The sequence below is a fragment of the Faecalicatena contorta genome (genome assembly GCF_003149105.1).
GTDB classification, from domain to species: domain Bacteria; phylum Bacillota; class Clostridia; order Lachnospirales; family Lachnospiraceae; genus Muricomes; species Muricomes contortus_C.
In genome coordinates this window covers 42,610-58,887 of sequence record NZ_QGDS01000002.1, presented here as the reverse complement: position 1 = coordinate 58,887, position 16,278 = coordinate 42,610, and the positions used below count along the sequence as shown (strand labels likewise).

At 41.8% G+C, this 16,278-nt stretch carries 15 protein-coding genes; 2 read left to right on the top strand and 13 right to left on the bottom strand.

The annotated features are described in order from the left end of the window. Nucleotides 1-21: 21 nt before the first annotated feature. From A8805_RS03640 to A8805_RS03610, 7 genes are all read right to left on the bottom strand, one after another. Nucleotides 22-1,524, bottom strand: a complete 1,503-nt coding sequence (locus tag A8805_RS03640) for a sugar ABC transporter ATP-binding protein (RefSeq protein WP_109708869.1) — start codon at nucleotides 1,522-1,524, stop codon at nucleotides 22-24. Between the two features lie 224 nt (nucleotides 1,525-1,748). Continuing rightward, entirely contained in the window at nucleotides 1,749-2,783 is a 1,035-nt protein-coding gene (locus A8805_RS03635; RefSeq protein WP_109708868.1) for a sugar ABC transporter substrate-binding protein, read from the bottom strand. A gap of 58 nt (nucleotides 2,784-2,841) precedes the next feature. Further along, a complete protein-coding gene (locus A8805_RS03630; protein ID WP_109708867.1) occupies nucleotides 2,842-3,522 on the bottom strand; it encodes a D-lyxose/D-mannose family sugar isomerase in 681 nt (226 codons plus the stop codon). 2 nt (nucleotides 3,523-3,524) lie between these two features. Continuing rightward, the gene (locus A8805_RS03625; protein WP_109708866.1) at nucleotides 3,525-4,583 is read right to left on the bottom strand and encodes an aldose 1-epimerase family protein; all 1,059 of its coding nucleotides are present in this window, start codon (nucleotides 4,581-4,583) and stop codon (nucleotides 3,525-3,527) included. 23 nt (nucleotides 4,584-4,606) lie between these two features. Further along, nucleotides 4,607-5,179, bottom strand: coding sequence for a 6-phospho-3-hexuloisomerase (hxlB, locus tag A8805_RS03620; RefSeq protein WP_109708865.1), 573 nt, complete (start codon nucleotides 5,177-5,179; stop codon nucleotides 4,607-4,609). Nucleotides 5,180-5,280: 101 nt separating this feature from the next. Next, complete coding sequence (locus A8805_RS03615) at nucleotides 5,281-5,985, bottom strand: ribulose-phosphate 3-epimerase (RefSeq protein ID WP_109708864.1); 705 nt, start codon at nucleotides 5,983-5,985, stop codon at nucleotides 5,281-5,283. Nucleotide 5,986: 1 nt separating this feature from the next. Next, entirely contained in the window at nucleotides 5,987-6,991 is a 1,005-nt protein-coding gene (locus A8805_RS03610) for a carbohydrate kinase family protein (RefSeq protein WP_109708863.1), read from the bottom strand. A 327-nt stretch (nucleotides 6,992-7,318) separates the two neighbouring features. Here A8805_RS03610 and A8805_RS03605 point away from each other — a divergent pair, with 327 nt between their 5' ends. Beyond that, nucleotides 7,319-8,554, top strand: a complete 1,236-nt coding sequence (locus A8805_RS03605; RefSeq protein ID WP_109708862.1) for an ROK family transcriptional regulator — start codon at nucleotides 7,319-7,321, stop codon at nucleotides 8,552-8,554. 62 nt (nucleotides 8,555-8,616) lie between these two features. On the opposite strand, the gene A8805_RS03600 is transcribed toward A8805_RS03605, so the two are convergent. The 5 genes from A8805_RS03600 to eno all read right to left on the bottom strand — a co-directional run bounded on the left by A8805_RS03600 (nucleotide 8,617) and on the right by eno (nucleotide 14,416). Continuing rightward, the gene (locus tag A8805_RS03600) at nucleotides 8,617-9,120 is read right to left on the bottom strand and encodes a YcxB family protein (RefSeq protein WP_109708861.1); all 504 of its coding nucleotides are present in this window, start codon (nucleotides 9,118-9,120) and stop codon (nucleotides 8,617-8,619) included. 118 nt (nucleotides 9,121-9,238) lie between these two features. Beyond that, nucleotides 9,239-10,288: a 2-keto-3-deoxygluconate permease gene (locus A8805_RS03595; protein WP_109708860.1), complete on the bottom strand. Its 1,050-nt coding sequence runs from the start codon at nucleotides 10,286-10,288 to the stop codon at nucleotides 9,239-9,241. A 36-nt stretch (nucleotides 10,289-10,324) separates the two neighbouring features. Further along, a complete protein-coding gene (locus A8805_RS03590) occupies nucleotides 10,325-11,668 on the bottom strand; it encodes a four-carbon acid sugar kinase family protein (protein ID WP_109708859.1) in 1,344 nt (447 codons plus the stop codon). A 30-nt stretch (nucleotides 11,669-11,698) separates the two neighbouring features. Then, nucleotides 11,699-12,715: a 4-hydroxythreonine-4-phosphate dehydrogenase PdxA gene (gene pdxA / locus A8805_RS03585; protein WP_109708858.1), complete on the bottom strand. Its 1,017-nt coding sequence runs from the start codon at nucleotides 12,713-12,715 to the stop codon at nucleotides 11,699-11,701. A gap of 429 nt (nucleotides 12,716-13,144) precedes the next feature. Beyond that, on the bottom strand, nucleotides 13,145-14,416 hold the full coding sequence (gene eno / locus A8805_RS03580; protein WP_109708857.1) for a phosphopyruvate hydratase: 1,272 nt from the start codon (nucleotides 14,414-14,416) through the stop codon (nucleotides 13,145-13,147). Nucleotides 14,417-14,555: 139 nt separating this feature from the next. On the opposite strand from eno, the gene A8805_RS03575 reads away from it, so the two are divergent. Continuing rightward, on the top strand, nucleotides 14,556-15,398 hold the full coding sequence (locus A8805_RS03575) for a YitT family protein (RefSeq protein WP_109708856.1): 843 nt from the start codon (nucleotides 14,556-14,558) through the stop codon (nucleotides 15,396-15,398). 124 nt (nucleotides 15,399-15,522) lie between these two features. On the opposite strand, the gene A8805_RS03570 is transcribed toward A8805_RS03575, so the two are convergent. After that, complete coding sequence (locus tag A8805_RS03570; RefSeq protein WP_109708855.1) at nucleotides 15,523-16,251, bottom strand: cell wall hydrolase; 729 nt, start codon at nucleotides 16,249-16,251, stop codon at nucleotides 15,523-15,525. Nucleotides 16,252-16,278: the final 27 nt, after the last annotated feature.

The window sequence follows — 16,278 nt, the reverse complement described above, 5'->3', positions numbered from 1 at the left end:
TTGTAATGGCTTACTCTGATGTCAATTGGGGTCCGATTCTTCAGAAACAGGGCTTGCAAGAGAAATCAAATTCAGCTCGTTTATCTCCTGGCGATTTAACTCACCAGTCTGGCGGCCCTCTGACATAACATATACTCTGTCAGCTACCTTAATAATCTCCGGCATATCCGAAGACACCATAACGATACATCCGCCGTCTTCAACGAACTTATTCATCAAAGCATAAAATTCAGCTCTTGCATTAACATCAATGCCTTTTGTTGGTTCATCAAGAATCAACAATTTTACACCAGCCGCCAACCATTTAGAAAGGATAACTTTCTGCTGATTACCACCGGAAAGATTCCCACAAAGTGTCTTAATATTCGGTGCTTTAATTTTCAGTTTTTCCATGTACTCATCACTGATTTCCTTTTCCCATGGTACATTGACAAAACCTTTCTTTGCGTGGAATGGAAGATTTGGAAGAGCAATATTTTCCTGAATACTCTTTTTGAGAAGGAGGCCTGTACGACGGCGGTCTTCTGTAGCAAGCCCGACTTTTCTGCTAATAGCGTCTTCTGGGTTCTTAAAATGTACTTCTTCGCCATACAAAAACACTTTACCGGATGTAATTTTTGTTGCACCAAAGATTGCCTCCATGACTTCTGTACGTCCGGCTCCTACCAGTCCGGAGAATGCTACAATCTCACCGGCATTAGCATGGAAACTGATATTTTCAAATATGCCTTCCTGACAGAGACCCTCAACACGAAGAATTTCTTCCTTTGCGGTATGTTCAGGCTTAACATAAGCTCCCAATTCACGGCCAACCATGCTATTAACAATTGTCTGTTCACTTACTTCATTTACTTTATATTCTGCAACTTTTAAGCCATCTCGGAAAATAGAACATCTCTCACAGATGATTGGCAGCTCAGCCATACGGTGAGTCACGTAAATCATAGTTGTATCCGCGGCTTTCATCTTGCGGACCTGTTCAAAAAGAGATTCAATCTCTTTCTCAGAGAGTGATGATGTTGGTTCATCAAGTACTACTACTTTTGCATGCTTAGAAATGACCTTTGCGATTTCTACCATCTGCAGCTGAGCGGCTGTTAACCTGGCACAAAGTGTATGAGCGTCGATTTCAAGCCCCATTTCGTGCAGCACTTCCTGAGCATCGGACTCCATTTTTTTACGGTCGAGCATTCCGTTTGCTTTTTTAGGTTCACATCCAAGATACATATTCTCGGCTACACTGAGATGTGGTGCAATGGCTGTTTCCTGTGCGATAACCGCAATTCCTGCATCCAGAGCATCTTTGGGGTTTTTGAAATTACATACTTTTCCGTCCAGAAACACTTCACCCCTCGTAGGCTTGTAGATTGAAGCAATTATCTTGATCAAAGTAGATTTTCCGGCACCATTTTCACCAACCAGTGCATGGCATTCACCTGGATAAAAGTCAATACTGATATCCTCCAGCGCTTTTACACCCGGAAATTCTTTTGCAATATTCCTTACCTGTAAGAACGGTCTCATACCTGTTCCTCCATTTCATCTTTTTTGAATACGGAGTCTGGCTTGCCAGACTCTCGCGCCGAAGTGCGGCCGCTTTAGCGGCCATTTTTATTATGTGCGTAGTGCGCATCCCCGGTCGGGTTTTTTATACCCGGAAAGAAAACTTTCCTGGTATAAAAAGTGCCCAGTTCAATGGCCTGGGCACTTTGGACCTATATAATACTCCGTCTCTATGATTGTGGTAATTATTTGAGGTAATCCTTAACATTATCCTTTGTTACAAGGTTACACTCGATAAGGTCTTTCTTATCACCAGCTACAGCACCTGTCTGGAAATATTCAGCCATCTTACCAACGATACCAGCGCCGATTCCTTCCGGATCCTGAGCAACTTCTGCTACCCAAATCTTACCAACTTCTGGATCAGCGATGTATTCGCACGCTGTCTGGCCTGCATCAAAACCAACAATCTTTGTGTCTGAACCTGCAGACTGGATAGCAGAAAGTGCACCGTAACCTGTTGGATCACCTACTACGAATATGTAAGAAAGTTCATCACCATACTGTGTTACCCAGTTTTGCATAATATCAGCTGCTTTAGACTGATCATTATCAGCATCCATAGACTCAATCAGAGTAAGATCTTTCCCGCCATCGATAGCTGCCTGGATGGTTTCTTCAAAACCAGCCTGACGATCCTGGGTAGACTGTGCAGATGCGTATGTAATACATCCAACTTTGGATCCTTCCGGAGCATGCTCTGCAATGTATTCACCTGCTGTAACACCACCAGCTTTGTTATCAGATCCTACAAACGAGAGGTACTCATCAATATATTCATCATCAAGAGTACAGTCAAATGTAAAAATCTTTACGCCTGCTGCGTTAGCTGCCTGTAATGCAGGAACTGTACCTGCAGGGTCATTAGCAGAAAGAGCAATTGCATCGTAACCAGCTGCAACATAGTTGTTGATAAGGTCTGTACAGATAGATCCATCAAGCTGCTGGTCTCCCATTGTTGGAGAAGGAATTCCAAGCTTCTCACACTCTGCCTTGATACCAGCCTGTACACTCTGGTAGAAAGCATCATTTTCTGTACCAACGATGAAAGCGAGCTTCAAATCAGAAAGTTCCTTTGTCTCACCGGCTTCTTCTGTCTCCTCTGTCTTGGCAGTTTCCGTTGCTGAGTCCTTCTTTTCCGCAGTAGCTCCACTTCCACATGCGGTCAGAGATACAACCATCATTGCTGCAATTAATGCTGATAATACTTTTTTCTTCATTTTTTGTTCCTCCCTTTTTTAATTTATGCTAACGTGATTTATCACGTTGCTATCAATACTACATTGCATCCGGATACTCATTGCAGAGCAGTCTGTATGCCGGCTCATCTTCTTCTATTACAGGAAACCTTCCCAGTGGCTCTTTGAAAAAGTTATCTGTATTATCATCGTTTGTCATAGATACTTCACCAATCAGAGCCGGCCCGCCTTCAGGAATAACGAACTCATGTCCCAGATATGGATATAAAGTCATACTTTCACCTCTACGAAGAGTAACCTTGCTGCCTGCCGGCAAAGTATATTGTCTGCCGTCCTGGCAGATCAGAACATCTGTATCAAGGTATTCGCCTGTCTCCGGATTTGCATTGCAGAAAGTAAAAATAATATCATTTCCCCCGCGGTTGATGATGTCTTCCATTTTGTTCTTGTGATAATGCATTGGTGACACCTGACCAGAATCACACATCATGATCTTTTCAGCATACATCTTTTTATATTTTGGATTATGTATATTACCATTTCTGATTGTGATAAGCGCCAAGCCGAGTGTATCGAAATGTCCCTCTCCATAATCTGTCACATCCCAGCCAAGAAAATTGTCACGTATTTCATCATACTCATGCCCTTTGTCCGCCCACTCTTCCGGGGTAAAGCTCAAGAATGGCGGAAGAGCAAACTTATACTCATTCAGCAATGCCTCAAACTTTTTAATTACTGCATTGATTTCAGATCTTTTCATTATTAATTCTCCTTTTGTCTGTTTAAATTAGTAATTTTATTAATGACTTTTTCAATCTCTTCTTTACCATCGATCACAGAGAACTTCAATGTGTTCGTCTCTTTCTCAAATGGCTGGAGATAATGCACGCTGTTATTTTCAATATGATGAAGCTTGCCATATACACTAGAATTAGATGGTTCAAGTCCCAGAACATAATCTCCGGAAGCTATAGACTTCCATTCCATAAAATATGGAAGATTTTTTTGATTAAATTCGATTGTAAGTCCGATGTTCAGCCCGTGATTTACCACCAGTACGATAGTATCCAAATTTTCATCAGACTGTACATCGTGAATAAATACATATTCACGTTCATTGTCAATTGGTGTTTCCATCATGTTCCAGCGTTCTTCATGTTCTACAGAGAATTGTTCTCTGCCTGTTACCTTTTTGGTGGGAACATACAGCCGGCATTTTTCATTCAAGAATGGATAACCAATATTACAGTGATACAGCAGCATCAGAGGTTCCGGGCGAAATGCCTGATTTTCAATCTCGTCAGTTACAGTAATACTATTTTCACCCAGGACACTCTCAATTCTTCTGCGGAGTACCATGTTTTCACCGAACAGTTCGGCTTCTCTCATCTCTCCAGAAATAATCAGTTTACAGATATCGCCTTCACTTACCACATCCGTACTCACATGTTCTGCAGGAGTTGTACGCATTCTTCCATGCATTGGATAATCTTTTCCGTCTGCCGTACATGGTGCACAAATATTTTCCAGGCCACAGGTAAAGAACAGGCCTCCCATAATACTTCTGAGTGCTTCTTCTCCATTCGTATCATAGTGGTTTCTTCCTTCCAGTCCCGGTTTTGCCAGAAAAGTCATATTCATTCCCTTATAGGAAAAGTCTGTAATATCCAGTGCCTTGCCGGCTGCTGAGTGAAAAGAAATATCTCCACATTTTGCTTCTATTGCGTTCAGATGTTCAGCACGTCCTTCTTTATAACTGATTGGCCTCGCATAAACCAGCTGCTGAAAACTTCCGCAATATTTCATTAGATTCTTATTCATAACCATTCCCTTCCGTGCTTTGATTACTCAAGATTTGCATGATATTTCCAAAGGCTTTTCATGTCAATCTTACGTTCATCAATAATCATCTTTGCCACCGCATCCCCAAAAATCAGGAGACTCTGTTCAAAAAGAGAAGTCATAGGCTGTACAGAATCAATCTCATCATCCAGATAATTTTTCGTTCTTACCGGAATGCGCACCATGAATTCGCACAACTCTTTCATCTCACTGTTTGGGTTAGAGCCGATGTGAACAATTTTTGTACCAATGACCTGGGCTTTCTTAGCGATTCCCAGCGGAAACAGGGAGCCACCGCTTCCTGACCCAACCACCAGCAAATCGTTTCCTGTGATTGCAGGCTCTGTAATTTCTCCGACATAGTGTGTCTTAATGCCAAGATGTGCAAGCCTCTTGCATATTGCTTGGAGGGAAATGAGAACTCTTCCTACTCCTACGAAATATACCTGGTCAGCTTCCAGCACAGCTGCAACAAATTTTTCTACAGACTCCTGATCTACCGCACCAAGTGCCTTATCTATCTCTGCTAACACTTCCTTCACCGTGCCATTATAATTGTCATTATAATATCCCATGTTACTTGCCTCTTTTCCTTAATTTTTGCGAAGTCAACGAGCCAATTGAACATGTTTGCATGTACATTTGGCAACTGCCCGAGGGATCTTTGCCCCTTACTCTATCTGCTGTTAATCTGATCCTCCAGATCTTTCAGCTGTTTCATGCTTTCTGCCGGATTTTCTTTCTTAATGCATGTACTTCCGGCAACAAAAATATTTGCCTCTCCTGACATACCAAAAGTTTTGATATTTTCAGGCGAGATGCGCCCATCCAGAATCACTTTAGTGTCTAATCCTCTTACCTTAATCATCTCATGCAGCTCATGGATCTTTCTCGCAGAATATGGCGTCTGTTCTTCGCCTTTTACCTGGGCAAATCCCGGATTGATAAGCATTAACAGAACTGCATCACATTTATCAAGAATATATTCTAATTCACAAAGCGGGGTAGCAGGTTTCAAAGCTACACCGGCTCTGACACCTTTGCTGCGTATGTAATTCAGCATACCGTCCACATGATCGCAGGTTTCAATATGGAAAACAATTTGTGATGCACCTGCTTCAATCAGTTCGTCGACGAAGAACTGAGAATCCGTCACCATGACATGTGCCTCAAATTCCAAATTGGTTTTTTTCCGGAGCTGCTTCACGGTATCCAGTCCCAACGGCATGCTCGGACTAAAATGTCCGTCCAGTATATCTACATGAATCATCTCCAGTCCCGCTTCCTCTACCAGCTTGCACTGCTGTTCAAGATTGCACATATCGAGCGTGATCATAGATGGTGATATGTGACAGGCTTTTTCCCAAACATTTTCGTTCATATTATTTATTCTCCCGCAAAAATTTCTCTATTTTTTCTCTGGCAGGAAGAGATGCAATTGCACCTTTTTCTCTGACCGACAGAGAGCCGCTTACATTTCCGTATACTACGGCATTTTTCAGAAGCTCTGCATTCAACTGTTCTACAGATGCGATGCCCTGATTCAGTACATTGGAAAGGAACCCGCCCCAGAACGCATCTCCTGCACCTGTTGTGTCTGCAACCTTATCTGCTTTGAATCCAGGAATCACGTAAGACCGGCCATCATAAAACAGTTCGGAACCTTTGCTGCCCATTGTCAGAACAACAACTGCGATATCATACTCTTTCATAATATTCAATACATTTCCATGTCCGCCTACCATATCAATCTCTTCATCCGAAAGTTTTAAGAAATCGACATATTTCAAGATAGACAGAACTTTTTTGGTGCAAGCTTCTTTATTATCATTCCACATCAAATTGCGGTAGTTAATATCAAAACCAACCAGTTTACCAAGTTCATGTGCTTTTGCCATTGCATACTCGGTAGCTTCTACAGTTTTACCTGCTGATAAAGAACAAGAACCCGCCTGAACGATTCTACAGCTTATCAAATCATTTTCCTTAATCTCGTTCTTATCCAGCATCATGTCTGCACCTGGTTTTCTTGCGAAAGTAAAGCTTCTGTCATTTTGTTCATTTAATGAAACAAAAGCCATCGTTGTAGTTGCTTCATCTGTAAGTTCAGGTGCTAATGGCGTTACACCATTTTCCTGCAGTGTCTTAATCAGGAATTGACCAAAATCGTCATTTCCCAACTTGCAGTACATTCCGGCAGACAGACCATTTCTTGCACTTGCTATTGCTACATTTGCAGGTGCACCACCTGCGTTTCTGATATAACTTCCAGTTTCCTTCCCCGGAAGGAAATCGATTACCATTTCACCAATTGTAATAAAATCCATACATTTCTCCTGTATCCTTATCTTACTTGGGTTTTCTTCCAGAACACTGCTTCCATTCATTAACTCAGTTAATCCTTACACTAAGTATATTTATGCATCTCTATTTTGTCAATTATTTTTTATCTTTTCGTCGTTTTTAACTATTATAAATTATATTTTTTATACACTATGTATAATTTCATTCTTTCTATAATTAACTAATGACAAAATATGATATTTTAAAAAAAGAGCATAATAGGCTGATATACTGATAAAACCTTTAAATTTTGTAAGAATTGTCAAATCCACATATCACTTTTTGGTGAATATGCACAATTTCATTTTCATCGGAATTAACTTATAATAGAATTGATTAACAGAGTTACTGAATAAAATTAGGAGGTTTTTATGTCAAAAACCGGTAAGAACTTAACAGACTTATTAGATTTGAATCGCGCTCAGATTATGTACTACCTTGTAAAACATCCCGGCTGTTCCAGAGCAGAGTTAGGTGAATTTACCGGGTTAAGTCTTGCATCCATCACAAAAATTATTCATTCTCTCATGGAATGTGGTGCTATTTATGAGACTGGTTTTTCTGAAGGAAAAAAAGGGCGGCGATCCGTTGGACTTTCTTTCAATTATAAAAAATACAAAATTTTAGCCGTGAGATTATCTTGGAGTAGATTGGAAATACAGCCTTATGATTTCTTAGGAAACACATACGGCAAATTAATTTCTATTCCTTTTCTTAATGTCACTATAGATACTATGAAACATATAATTCAGGCTACGGCAGATGGTATCAAAAGCTTCTGTGCAGAATTCCCAGAGATTGCAGCCATCGGCATGGCTATTCCCGGTCCCTGTTACAGGGATACCGGAACACTCCTGCTCCCTCCTTATAATATAGACCCCGCAAAGCGCCATTATTATCCCTTAAAAAAGATATTGGCAGAACACACCCAACTTCCTATTTTTATAGAACATGAGTCTAATGTAGGTGCATTGGGTTATTGGTGGTTTGAATCACACAATGAAAAAGATGCTGTTATTATGAACATTCTCTCAGAAGACGGCGTTGGCATCGGTTTGGTGGACAACGGTAAAATCTTCACCGGAATCGGCAACTGCTCTTGGGAACTGGGACACATTTCCATAGATTACAATGGCAGAACCTGTCCTTCCTGCGGCGGCCGGGGCTGTATTAACGCCTATTGCAGTATGAGGGCACTGGAACAAATCACCAAAGAACTTTTACCAGAGCATCCGGATAGCATCCTGCAATCCTATTCTAATTTTTCCTGCCAGACCATTTTTCAGGCGGCCAAACAGCAGGATCCATTTGCTTCAAATCTGGTTTTTGAATGTGGTAAGCATTTGGGACACGGCATTCTTTCACTGCTTCACATATTCAATCCGGATATCATTGTCATCAGTGGTATGATCAGCCTTGGCGATGATTTATTGATGAACGGCATTCAGGATGTACTCACCAAAGGCCGTTCCGCTTACACTATTATTCCCAAAATCAAATTACTCCCTATAGACACTGAACTGACAATGCTGGGGGCTGCAACCTTCGCTATCGACCGTATGTTGAATGCACCAACACAATATCTTTCTCTGCCAACAAATAATTAACGACAACAGCCATAGGTCAATTCAGAATTGAACCTATGGCTGCCGTATTTTTATCATTCATTTCACCGTATTTTCACTACTCCTCTGGGCACATGTTCCAGCACGATATTCATGACCGCCGTAAAACGCTTTCCGTATGCCTGCTTGGGGATAATAATTGCCTGATTCTCATCATAATAATATCCAATGGTCTTTGGCGTTGCAACAACTTTTTGTATACTATCCCACTCATAAACCTTTGTTCTTTCATTCCGGATTGCTGTAATTCCGCTTTCACCGAAAAGATAGGTGCACACCTCCCTGTATTCCGGGTTTATTTTTAACTGTTTGCGTGCACGAAACTTCAGCTGAAGAGGAGTAAATCCAAGAAAAGCAATTCCGGCAACAATATAAAACACGAGCTGCCAAGCCGTATTTTTCCCCATGGCAAACATAATAATTCCCATAAATATAACTGCCATACCAAGAACATTCGTCAAAAAACCGGCAAGTTTTGAATAAGTATGAAACAGCATAAAGTCATATAGCATATTTTCTGTCATTTGAACCTGTATCTTTTCTTCCATAAACCTTCCTCTCTGCAAATTTATTTTATTCAGCTATGCAGTTTCCTTTTATAAGCAAAGTCCTCTTGCGCGTCACAATACAAGAGGACTTTATTTTCACTGAACCTATTATGTATTTTTATTGAATCGGTGCTTCTTCTCCGGTAACTTTGTATCGCGCCCATCCTCCTGGAGAATAGATACCCTTCTCTTTCTTCTGCATGTATTTATCGAAAGCCGCCACAATAAACGGGCAAAGGAACAACGTAATTACAGAAGCCGTCGCACACTGCGCTGTTGCCATATCCACGTACTGGGCCATGGACGGATCTGCCTGGCCGACTGCTGCCGGTGTTTGTGCAGAGTTTAATGCTGTTGTACCAATCGCAGCACCCATTGCATTTCTTTCCTTCTTAGGCAGAAGAATATTGAATATGAAAAAGAAGATTACTGCTGTTGCAGCAGAAGCCAGACCGAGAACAATTCCTGATGCCCCTGCTTTTACAAGAGTTGATACATCCGTTTTAGAGCCAATTGAAATCGTCATAAAGAAAGTCACAATCGGCTGTGCCGTCTGACATGCACGTCTGAATCCGGCATCTACATTTCCCCATATGAAACCAATCAGCAATGGCACTAATACAGCAACCATGCTCATAAACGGAATTGATGCAAGTCCTGTTGCCCCTAATGCAACCAGTGTAAAAAACGGACCGTCGTTTAATGACAAAATAGAAATAGCTCCTGTATCAGATGCATTACCAAACTGAGAAGACAGAGATATATAAAGTGACCCATTAGAGTTTGTAATTGCCGCGATGATAACGAACGGTGTCAGGCCAAGGAATCCACTCGGGCCGCAGATTTTTCCTACCAAGAGGCCCAGCAAAACACCAAGTATAAATTTTACAGCAGTCAGGGTTACACCCTTGTATAAAGGCATACCTACCTGCTTTACATTAATTGCAGAACCACATATGATAAGGAAAAGTCCCATCATTGCCGCATTTCCTTCATAGAACAGTGCCGTTACATATCCACCGATCTGAAATACCTGGGGAACAAATGTTGCCAAAATTACAGCAATCAACAACGGAATAATTACAAGCCCCCCCGGAAGCTTTTTCATCTTGTTAAGAAGGTCCAAATCCTTATGTTCTTTTTTTACTTCGTTCACATTTTCACTCATTTTCTACATTCCTCCATTTTAATGATCGATTCACCTTTACTTACGCATCGCTTCTTTAAATAATCTGTCTACAATATCACATGCCGTATTATCATTTCCTGTCAGTCCGCCTTTTCCTATGGCGGGCAGTCCATCATAATTTCCAATCAACCTTGTCACATCCGTCTGGGGGATTACGTAATCCAGCACCTCCAGACATTCTACACCCAATTGATAGCAGACATTTACCATCGTATCGCCGCCAGTTGTGTAAAGCCCCGCAATTTTCTCCCGTCCAACCTGTTCCAGAATCTGAGATACAATTGTACCCAGCCCTGCATTGATACGATCTGCACTCATACCACCGGGATAGTGGTGCTTCCGGTCCTCTTCATCCAGGTTCAGCAATTCTCCGTGAAGGGCGGTCTCCAACAAAATCGCTCTTGGCTGATTTTCCGACTTAATCAACTCCACTGCTTTATGTACTGCACGGAAGGCCTCATCCAGAGCTTCATCACCACCATTTATCAGCGGAAGCGGCTCAATACTGATACGCACATGCCTCGAATCCTGCGTCAATACTTCCATCTGCCTTTTTGTAACCGGCGTTGCACTTCCGGCTGCAATCAGAACTGTCTTGCCTGATTCATCTGGTGTTCCTTCCGGAATGTTTGCTTCCTCATTCTGTATCAGTCCTCTGTTGATGGCAAGCTTTGCTGTAAACGGGCCGGGATCTACAGAAAGAACATTCCATTGAAGCGAAATACAGGCTTTGGCAATTACATCCACATCTTCCAATGTTATTGCATCTAACACAATTATCTCATTTCCGGCATCTCTCGCTTCTCTAAGACTCTGTTCTACATCTTTCTCGCCCGCTAAAACCTTATCTAATGTAACCAATCCCACTTTTCTCCTGGTCTGTCCTTCCAGAAGCCTTGGGATGTAATTTTCTTTTACCGGTGTACGTACATCCTGGGCAACCGGTGTATTAATCAGAGCAACTCCATCTATGACAGAGTAACCACCGACCAGAATACGTCTGGACTGGGGCATAGCCGGTACTACAATTGCTACCGTATCCTCCAGTTGGTCCAGCATAGCATCAATTTCTACGCCAATTCCGCCACGGCATGTAGTATCAATTCTTTTCTGATAATACTGAACACCCATGCGCTTTAACGCTAATATTCCCAGCTTCACCTTCTTATAGGCCTCATCCGCCGGAAGAGCGCGGGAATTACTGCTTATCATAATAGCATCTAACTGTTCTATTCCTTCTCCTTTCTCAGCGGCTTCTTCATTAAAAAATACCGCTGTTCTTGCCTTCGACCTTGCGAGCAGCACCCCCGTTGTAGTTGCACCGGTCAAATCATCTGCAATCCCTCCGATTACTGGCATGATAATACCTCCCTTCCTGAAAAATATTGTTTACCGTTTCCTCTCGTGCTGCTTTGCCGCGTATTCCGCAACAACCTTTGTTGATTCAATCATGCTGACTGCTCCTGCAATTCCCTTTCCCGCAATATCAAACGCTGTTCCATGATCTACAGAACTTCTGATGAATGGGAGACCAAATGTTAAAGTAACAGATTTCTCAAAATCCAGTGTCTTACATGCAATATGTCCCTGGTCATGATACAGAGAAAGGATTGCATCATATTTTCCTGATTTCCCAATATGGAACACAGAATCTGCCGGACAGGGGCCTACTGCATTAATCCCCATTTCCTGAGCCTCCTTAACAGCAGGTTCCAGCTCTGTCTGTTCTTCCCTTCCAAATAGTCCGTTATCTCCGTTATGAGGGTTTAATCCCGCGACTGCGATCAGTGGATTCTCAATCCCCACTTTACGGAGTTCTTTGTCAATATTAATTACGTTCTGAAGTACAACATCTTTCGTAGCATAACGGCACGCATCTATCAATGACATGTGGCGGCTTACGAAAAAGACTCTGAGTTTGTGACAGGAAAACATAGTCAATGCATATTCCGAATTTGTCTGGTTCTGATAAATCTCTGTATGCCCCGGTTCCTTGACTCCAACCAGCTTGATTGCTCCTTTGTGAATAGGGGCCGTAGAAACTGCATCAATTTTCTTTGCCATACCCAGTTCAATAGACTTCAGAATAAAATCCATTGCCATCTGCCCGGCTAAAGCCTGTTCCTTTCCCCATTCCAGTGAATCTGTATCATAATCACCAGTTTCGATGATGTCAATCACTCCATATTCATACTTTGCTTCTTCAGGTTCCGAAATTTTATTAAATTTTAGTTCTTTTTCAAGGACCTTACCAGCCTTTTCCATGATTGCAATGCTTCCAATCATAAATGGACGGCATATCTCATGAATCTCTTTATCCAACATAGCTCCTACACAAATCTCTGGTCCAATGCCTGCCGGGTCCCCCATTGTCAATGCTGTTATCGGTCTGAATTTTCCGCTCATTCTTCTCTCCTTTTTATTTTCGAATTTTCTTTCATTTACTTTCGTTTTTTATTTTCATTTAATTTGTTTTGTAACTTGATATTACCCTATATTTTTTTTTTTTTCAAGGTTCATTTTTTTTTTTTTTTTTTTTTTTTTTTCCTTTTTTTTTTTTTTTTTTCAAGGTTCACTTTTGTTTTCATTGTATATTTGTCACATTAAATAAATATTATAATCAGTTTTTATGCAATATATTGCAAATACAGGTATTAATCTTTCGTTTAGTTTCGTTTTTTCGTTCGTTAATACTTTGTCAATCCAGACGGTCTCTCAAAAATCCTGATTTGGTAATTTTTATACGGAAAGTGCAATTTCCCGTTACATAAAAACAAGCCATCACCGTGAAAGGTGACAGCCTGTTTCTTAATATGCTTTCATTCTATACCCGAATTACTTTTTCAACTGCTCTTCTATTCTTAAGAGCTGATTATATTTTGCCACCCTCTCTGAACGGCAGGGTGCTCCGGTTTTTATCTGTCCCGTATTAAAAGCTACTGCGATATCTGCAATTGTAGTATCTTCTGTCTCCCCCGACCTGTGAGATATAATAGCATTATATCCTGCTCTCTGTGCCATTTCAATTGCAGCTATAGCTTCTGTCAGAGTTCCAATCTGGTTTACTTTCACTAAAATTGCATTTGCCACATGCTGTTCAATTCCTTTGCTCAGACGTTCTACATTTGTGACAAAGAGATCGTCCCCTACTAATTGAATATCATTTCCCAATCTTGTAGTCAGCAGTTCCCATCCATCCCAGTCTTCTTCATCCAGGGGGTCTTCAATGGAGCGGATTGGAAACTCCATTGCCAGGTCTTCATAATACTCAATCAATTCCTCCGCCGAACGTATAATTTTCTCCCCCCGCATTTTGCTCTCTCCAGGAAATACATACTTCTTAAAGTCCTTGTTGTATAATTCTGACGCCGCTACATCCAAAGCTATTGCAATATCCTTTTCCATCTCGTACCCTGCTGCTTCTACCGCTTGTTTTAAAAACCTCAGTGCTTCTTTTGCATCCGGCAGATCCGGTGCAAATCCGCCTTCATCTCCCACTGCTGTGTTTAATCCATTTTCTTTCAGAAGTTTTTTTAAGGTCTGATAGATTTCCGCACACATACGGAGTCCCTCTTTAAAGGTCTCCGCCCCTACAGGCATAATCATAAATTCCTGGATATCCAATGTATTATCTGCATGAGCGCCTCCGTTCAGGATGTTCATCATCGGAACAGGAAGTTTACATGCATTTACTCCTCCAAGGTACCGGTAGAGCGGCATTTTCAGCGCGTTTGCCGCTGTCTTTGACGCTGCCAGGGATACTCCCAGCAGGGCATTGGCGCCCAGGTTTTTCTTGTTCTTACTTCCGTCAGCTTTAATCAGCACTGCGTCCAGCGCAGCCTGGTCAAATACATTGACACCTATTACAGCTCTGGCGAGCTGGTCGTTGACATGTTCCACAGCCCGCTCCACTCCTTTGCCTCCGTAGCGCTCTTCATTGTCACGCAGCTCCACTGCCTCGTATTTTCCTGTAGACGCCCCAGAAGGTACCGCAGCGCGGCCCACGATGTCCTCTCCTGCCAGCACTTCTACTTCTATTGTAGGATTCCCTCTGGAATCTATAATTTCTCTTGCGTATACATCACGAATCGGTAAATACTGATACATATTTTATTTCCTCCTTATGGGAAAGTAGTATTTCCAAATATCTGCTCTTAATGCGTTGACTTTTGATATTCCCAGCGTTACAATTCGGATAGAATATGCATATATCAAATACATGATATATAAGATAGGAACTATACCCATGAAAGACAAAATAAAATATTTTCTTTTGTTGACATGCAGCACACTTGTTATGGCTGTAGGAACTTACTTTTTTAAATTTGCAAATAACTTTACTTTCGGCGGTATTACCGGACTTGCAGTACTGGTTGCCAAGACACGGGTTCTGTCTGCCGGTGACTTTACTTTTATCATGAATATGATATTGCTGGTCATTGGTTTCATTGTCTTAGGACGGAGGTTTGCTGCAAAGACTGCCTATTGCAGTATTTTACTTTCTGTGGCACTTTCCGGTCTGGAGCGTATTTATCCAATGTCCCGGCCTCTGACTGACCAGCCTATGCTTGAGTTGTGTTTTGCCATCGCTTTACCTTCTCTTGGTTCCGCCATTTTATTTAATATCGGTTCCTCCAGCGGCGGCACAGATATCATTGCTATGATTTTAAAAAAATATTCCAGCTTTGACATCGGACGCGCGCTGCTCGTTACAGATATTCTAATTGCCGTAGCAGGCTGTTTCGTGTTCGGGATTAAAACCGGCCTTTATTCTTTCCTCGGCCTTGCTATCCGTTCTTTCATGATTGATACATTTATTGAAAGTTTTAACTTATCCAAGTATTTTAATGTTGTTTGTGATGAGCCAGAATCCATCTGTAATTATATTGTAAATACGCTGCACCGCAGTGCCACAGTCTGTCATGCTCAGGGAGCCTTTTCTGGAAAGGATAAGTATATTATTTTCACTGCTCTTAACCGCCATCAGGCTATAAAACTTCGTAATTATATTAAAGCGACTCAGCCAGAAGCATTTATTTTAATTTCTAATACGAGTGAAATTATCGGAAAAGGATTTCATAGTATCTAAGGTTCCGGTAATGCTCCGTTTTTACAAGAAAAACCCAAATCAAAACAATATTTTTTATATATCGTTCAGATTTGGGTAAAACCTGTTACCAGTAATTTTCCGGTAAACTCTTATTCGCTTATTCTTAATGGAAGAAATGGTCTCCTATCTGAATTCCATAATCTCCATTTCCGAAGTACAGACAATCTCCGATTGGGTTAGCCCCTGCAAGTGCATCTGCTGCCGCCTGCATAGCAGTATCCGTATATCCTCCGCTTGCCAGTACACTATCCAGCCAGCCTGTCATTGCAGGTCCGAACTGTCCTGGCTGGTAGATAACCTCTGAAATACTGCCTGGGTAAACACCACTGTTCACACGGTTCATGATAACAGCTCCTACCGCTACCTGCCCGTCATAGGGCTGATTACCTGCCTCACAGAAAATGATAGCTGCCAGTAATTCCTGCTCTCCCGCCATTACCGGTACGCTAGCCGCTTCCGCCGCTGCCGCTTCCACCGCTGCTGCTTCTGCCTCTGCTGCTGCCTCTGCAGCTCTCTGTGCCTCTTCTGCAGCCAGCCTTGCTTCTTCCTCTTTCTTTTTCTGTTCTTCTATTTTTCTCTGCTCTTCTTTTTTCTGTTCTTCCTCATAAGCTGCCTTCGCTTCCTTTGCAGCCTTCTTCGTCTCGATTGTCCCTGTAGCAGGAATGCTTTCCGCTGTTTCAGCTAATATCGTATTTCTATTACCCTTGTCCAAGCTTTCAATTGTAACTGCCTCCGGCATCAAAGATGCCGCATGTGCGGTAAATCCAGCTGCGAACAGTGTGCATACCGTCACACTCGTCAATACCGCCATAAATTTTTTGCCTTGTAACATATACTTTAACCTCCTGATTATCGTAAT

Coding starts and splice junctions, on each gene's coding strand:
- A8805_RS03640 (WP_109708869.1), bottom strand. CDS start 1,524: ATGAGACCGTTCTTACAGGTAAGGAATATTGCAAAAGAATTTCCGGGT.
- A8805_RS03635 (WP_109708868.1), bottom strand. CDS start 2,783: ATGAAGAAAAAAGTATTATCAGCATTAATTGCAGCAATGATGGTTGTA.
- A8805_RS03630 (WP_109708867.1), bottom strand. CDS start 3,522: ATGAAAAGATCTGAAATCAATGCAGTAATTAAAAAGTTTGAGGCATTG.
- A8805_RS03625 (WP_109708866.1), bottom strand. CDS start 4,583: ATGAATAAGAATCTAATGAAATATTGCGGAAGTTTTCAGCAGCTGGTT.
- hxlB (WP_109708865.1), bottom strand. CDS start 5,179: ATGGGATATTATAATGACAATTATAATGGCACGGTGAAGGAAGTGTTA.
- A8805_RS03615 (WP_109708864.1), bottom strand. CDS start 5,985: ATGAACGAAAATGTTTGGGAAAAAGCCTGTCACATATCACCATCTATG.
- A8805_RS03610 (WP_109708863.1), bottom strand. CDS start 6,991: ATGAATGGAAGCAGTGTTCTGGAAGAAAACCCAAGTAAGATAAGGATA.
- A8805_RS03605 (WP_109708862.1), top strand. CDS start 7,319: ATGTCAAAAACCGGTAAGAACTTAACAGACTTATTAGATTTGAATCGC.
- A8805_RS03600 (WP_109708861.1), bottom strand. CDS start 9,120: ATGGAAGAAAAGATACAGGTTCAAATGACAGAAAATATGCTATATGAC.
- A8805_RS03595 (WP_109708860.1), bottom strand. CDS start 10,288: ATGAGTGAAAATGTGAACGAAGTAAAAAAAGAACATAAGGATTTGGAC.
- A8805_RS03590 (WP_109708859.1), bottom strand. CDS start 11,668: ATGCCAGTAATCGGAGGGATTGCAGATGATTTGACCGGTGCAACTACA.
- pdxA (WP_109708858.1), bottom strand. CDS start 12,715: ATGAGCGGAAAATTCAGACCGATAACAGCATTGACAATGGGGGACCCG.
- eno (WP_109708857.1), bottom strand. CDS start 14,416: ATGTATCAGTATTTACCGATTCGTGATGTATACGCAAGAGAAATTATA.
- A8805_RS03575 (WP_109708856.1), top strand. CDS start 14,556: ATGAAAGACAAAATAAAATATTTTCTTTTGTTGACATGCAGCACACTT.
- A8805_RS03570 (WP_109708855.1), bottom strand. CDS start 16,251: ATGTTACAAGGCAAAAAATTTATGGCGGTATTGACGAGTGTGACGGTA.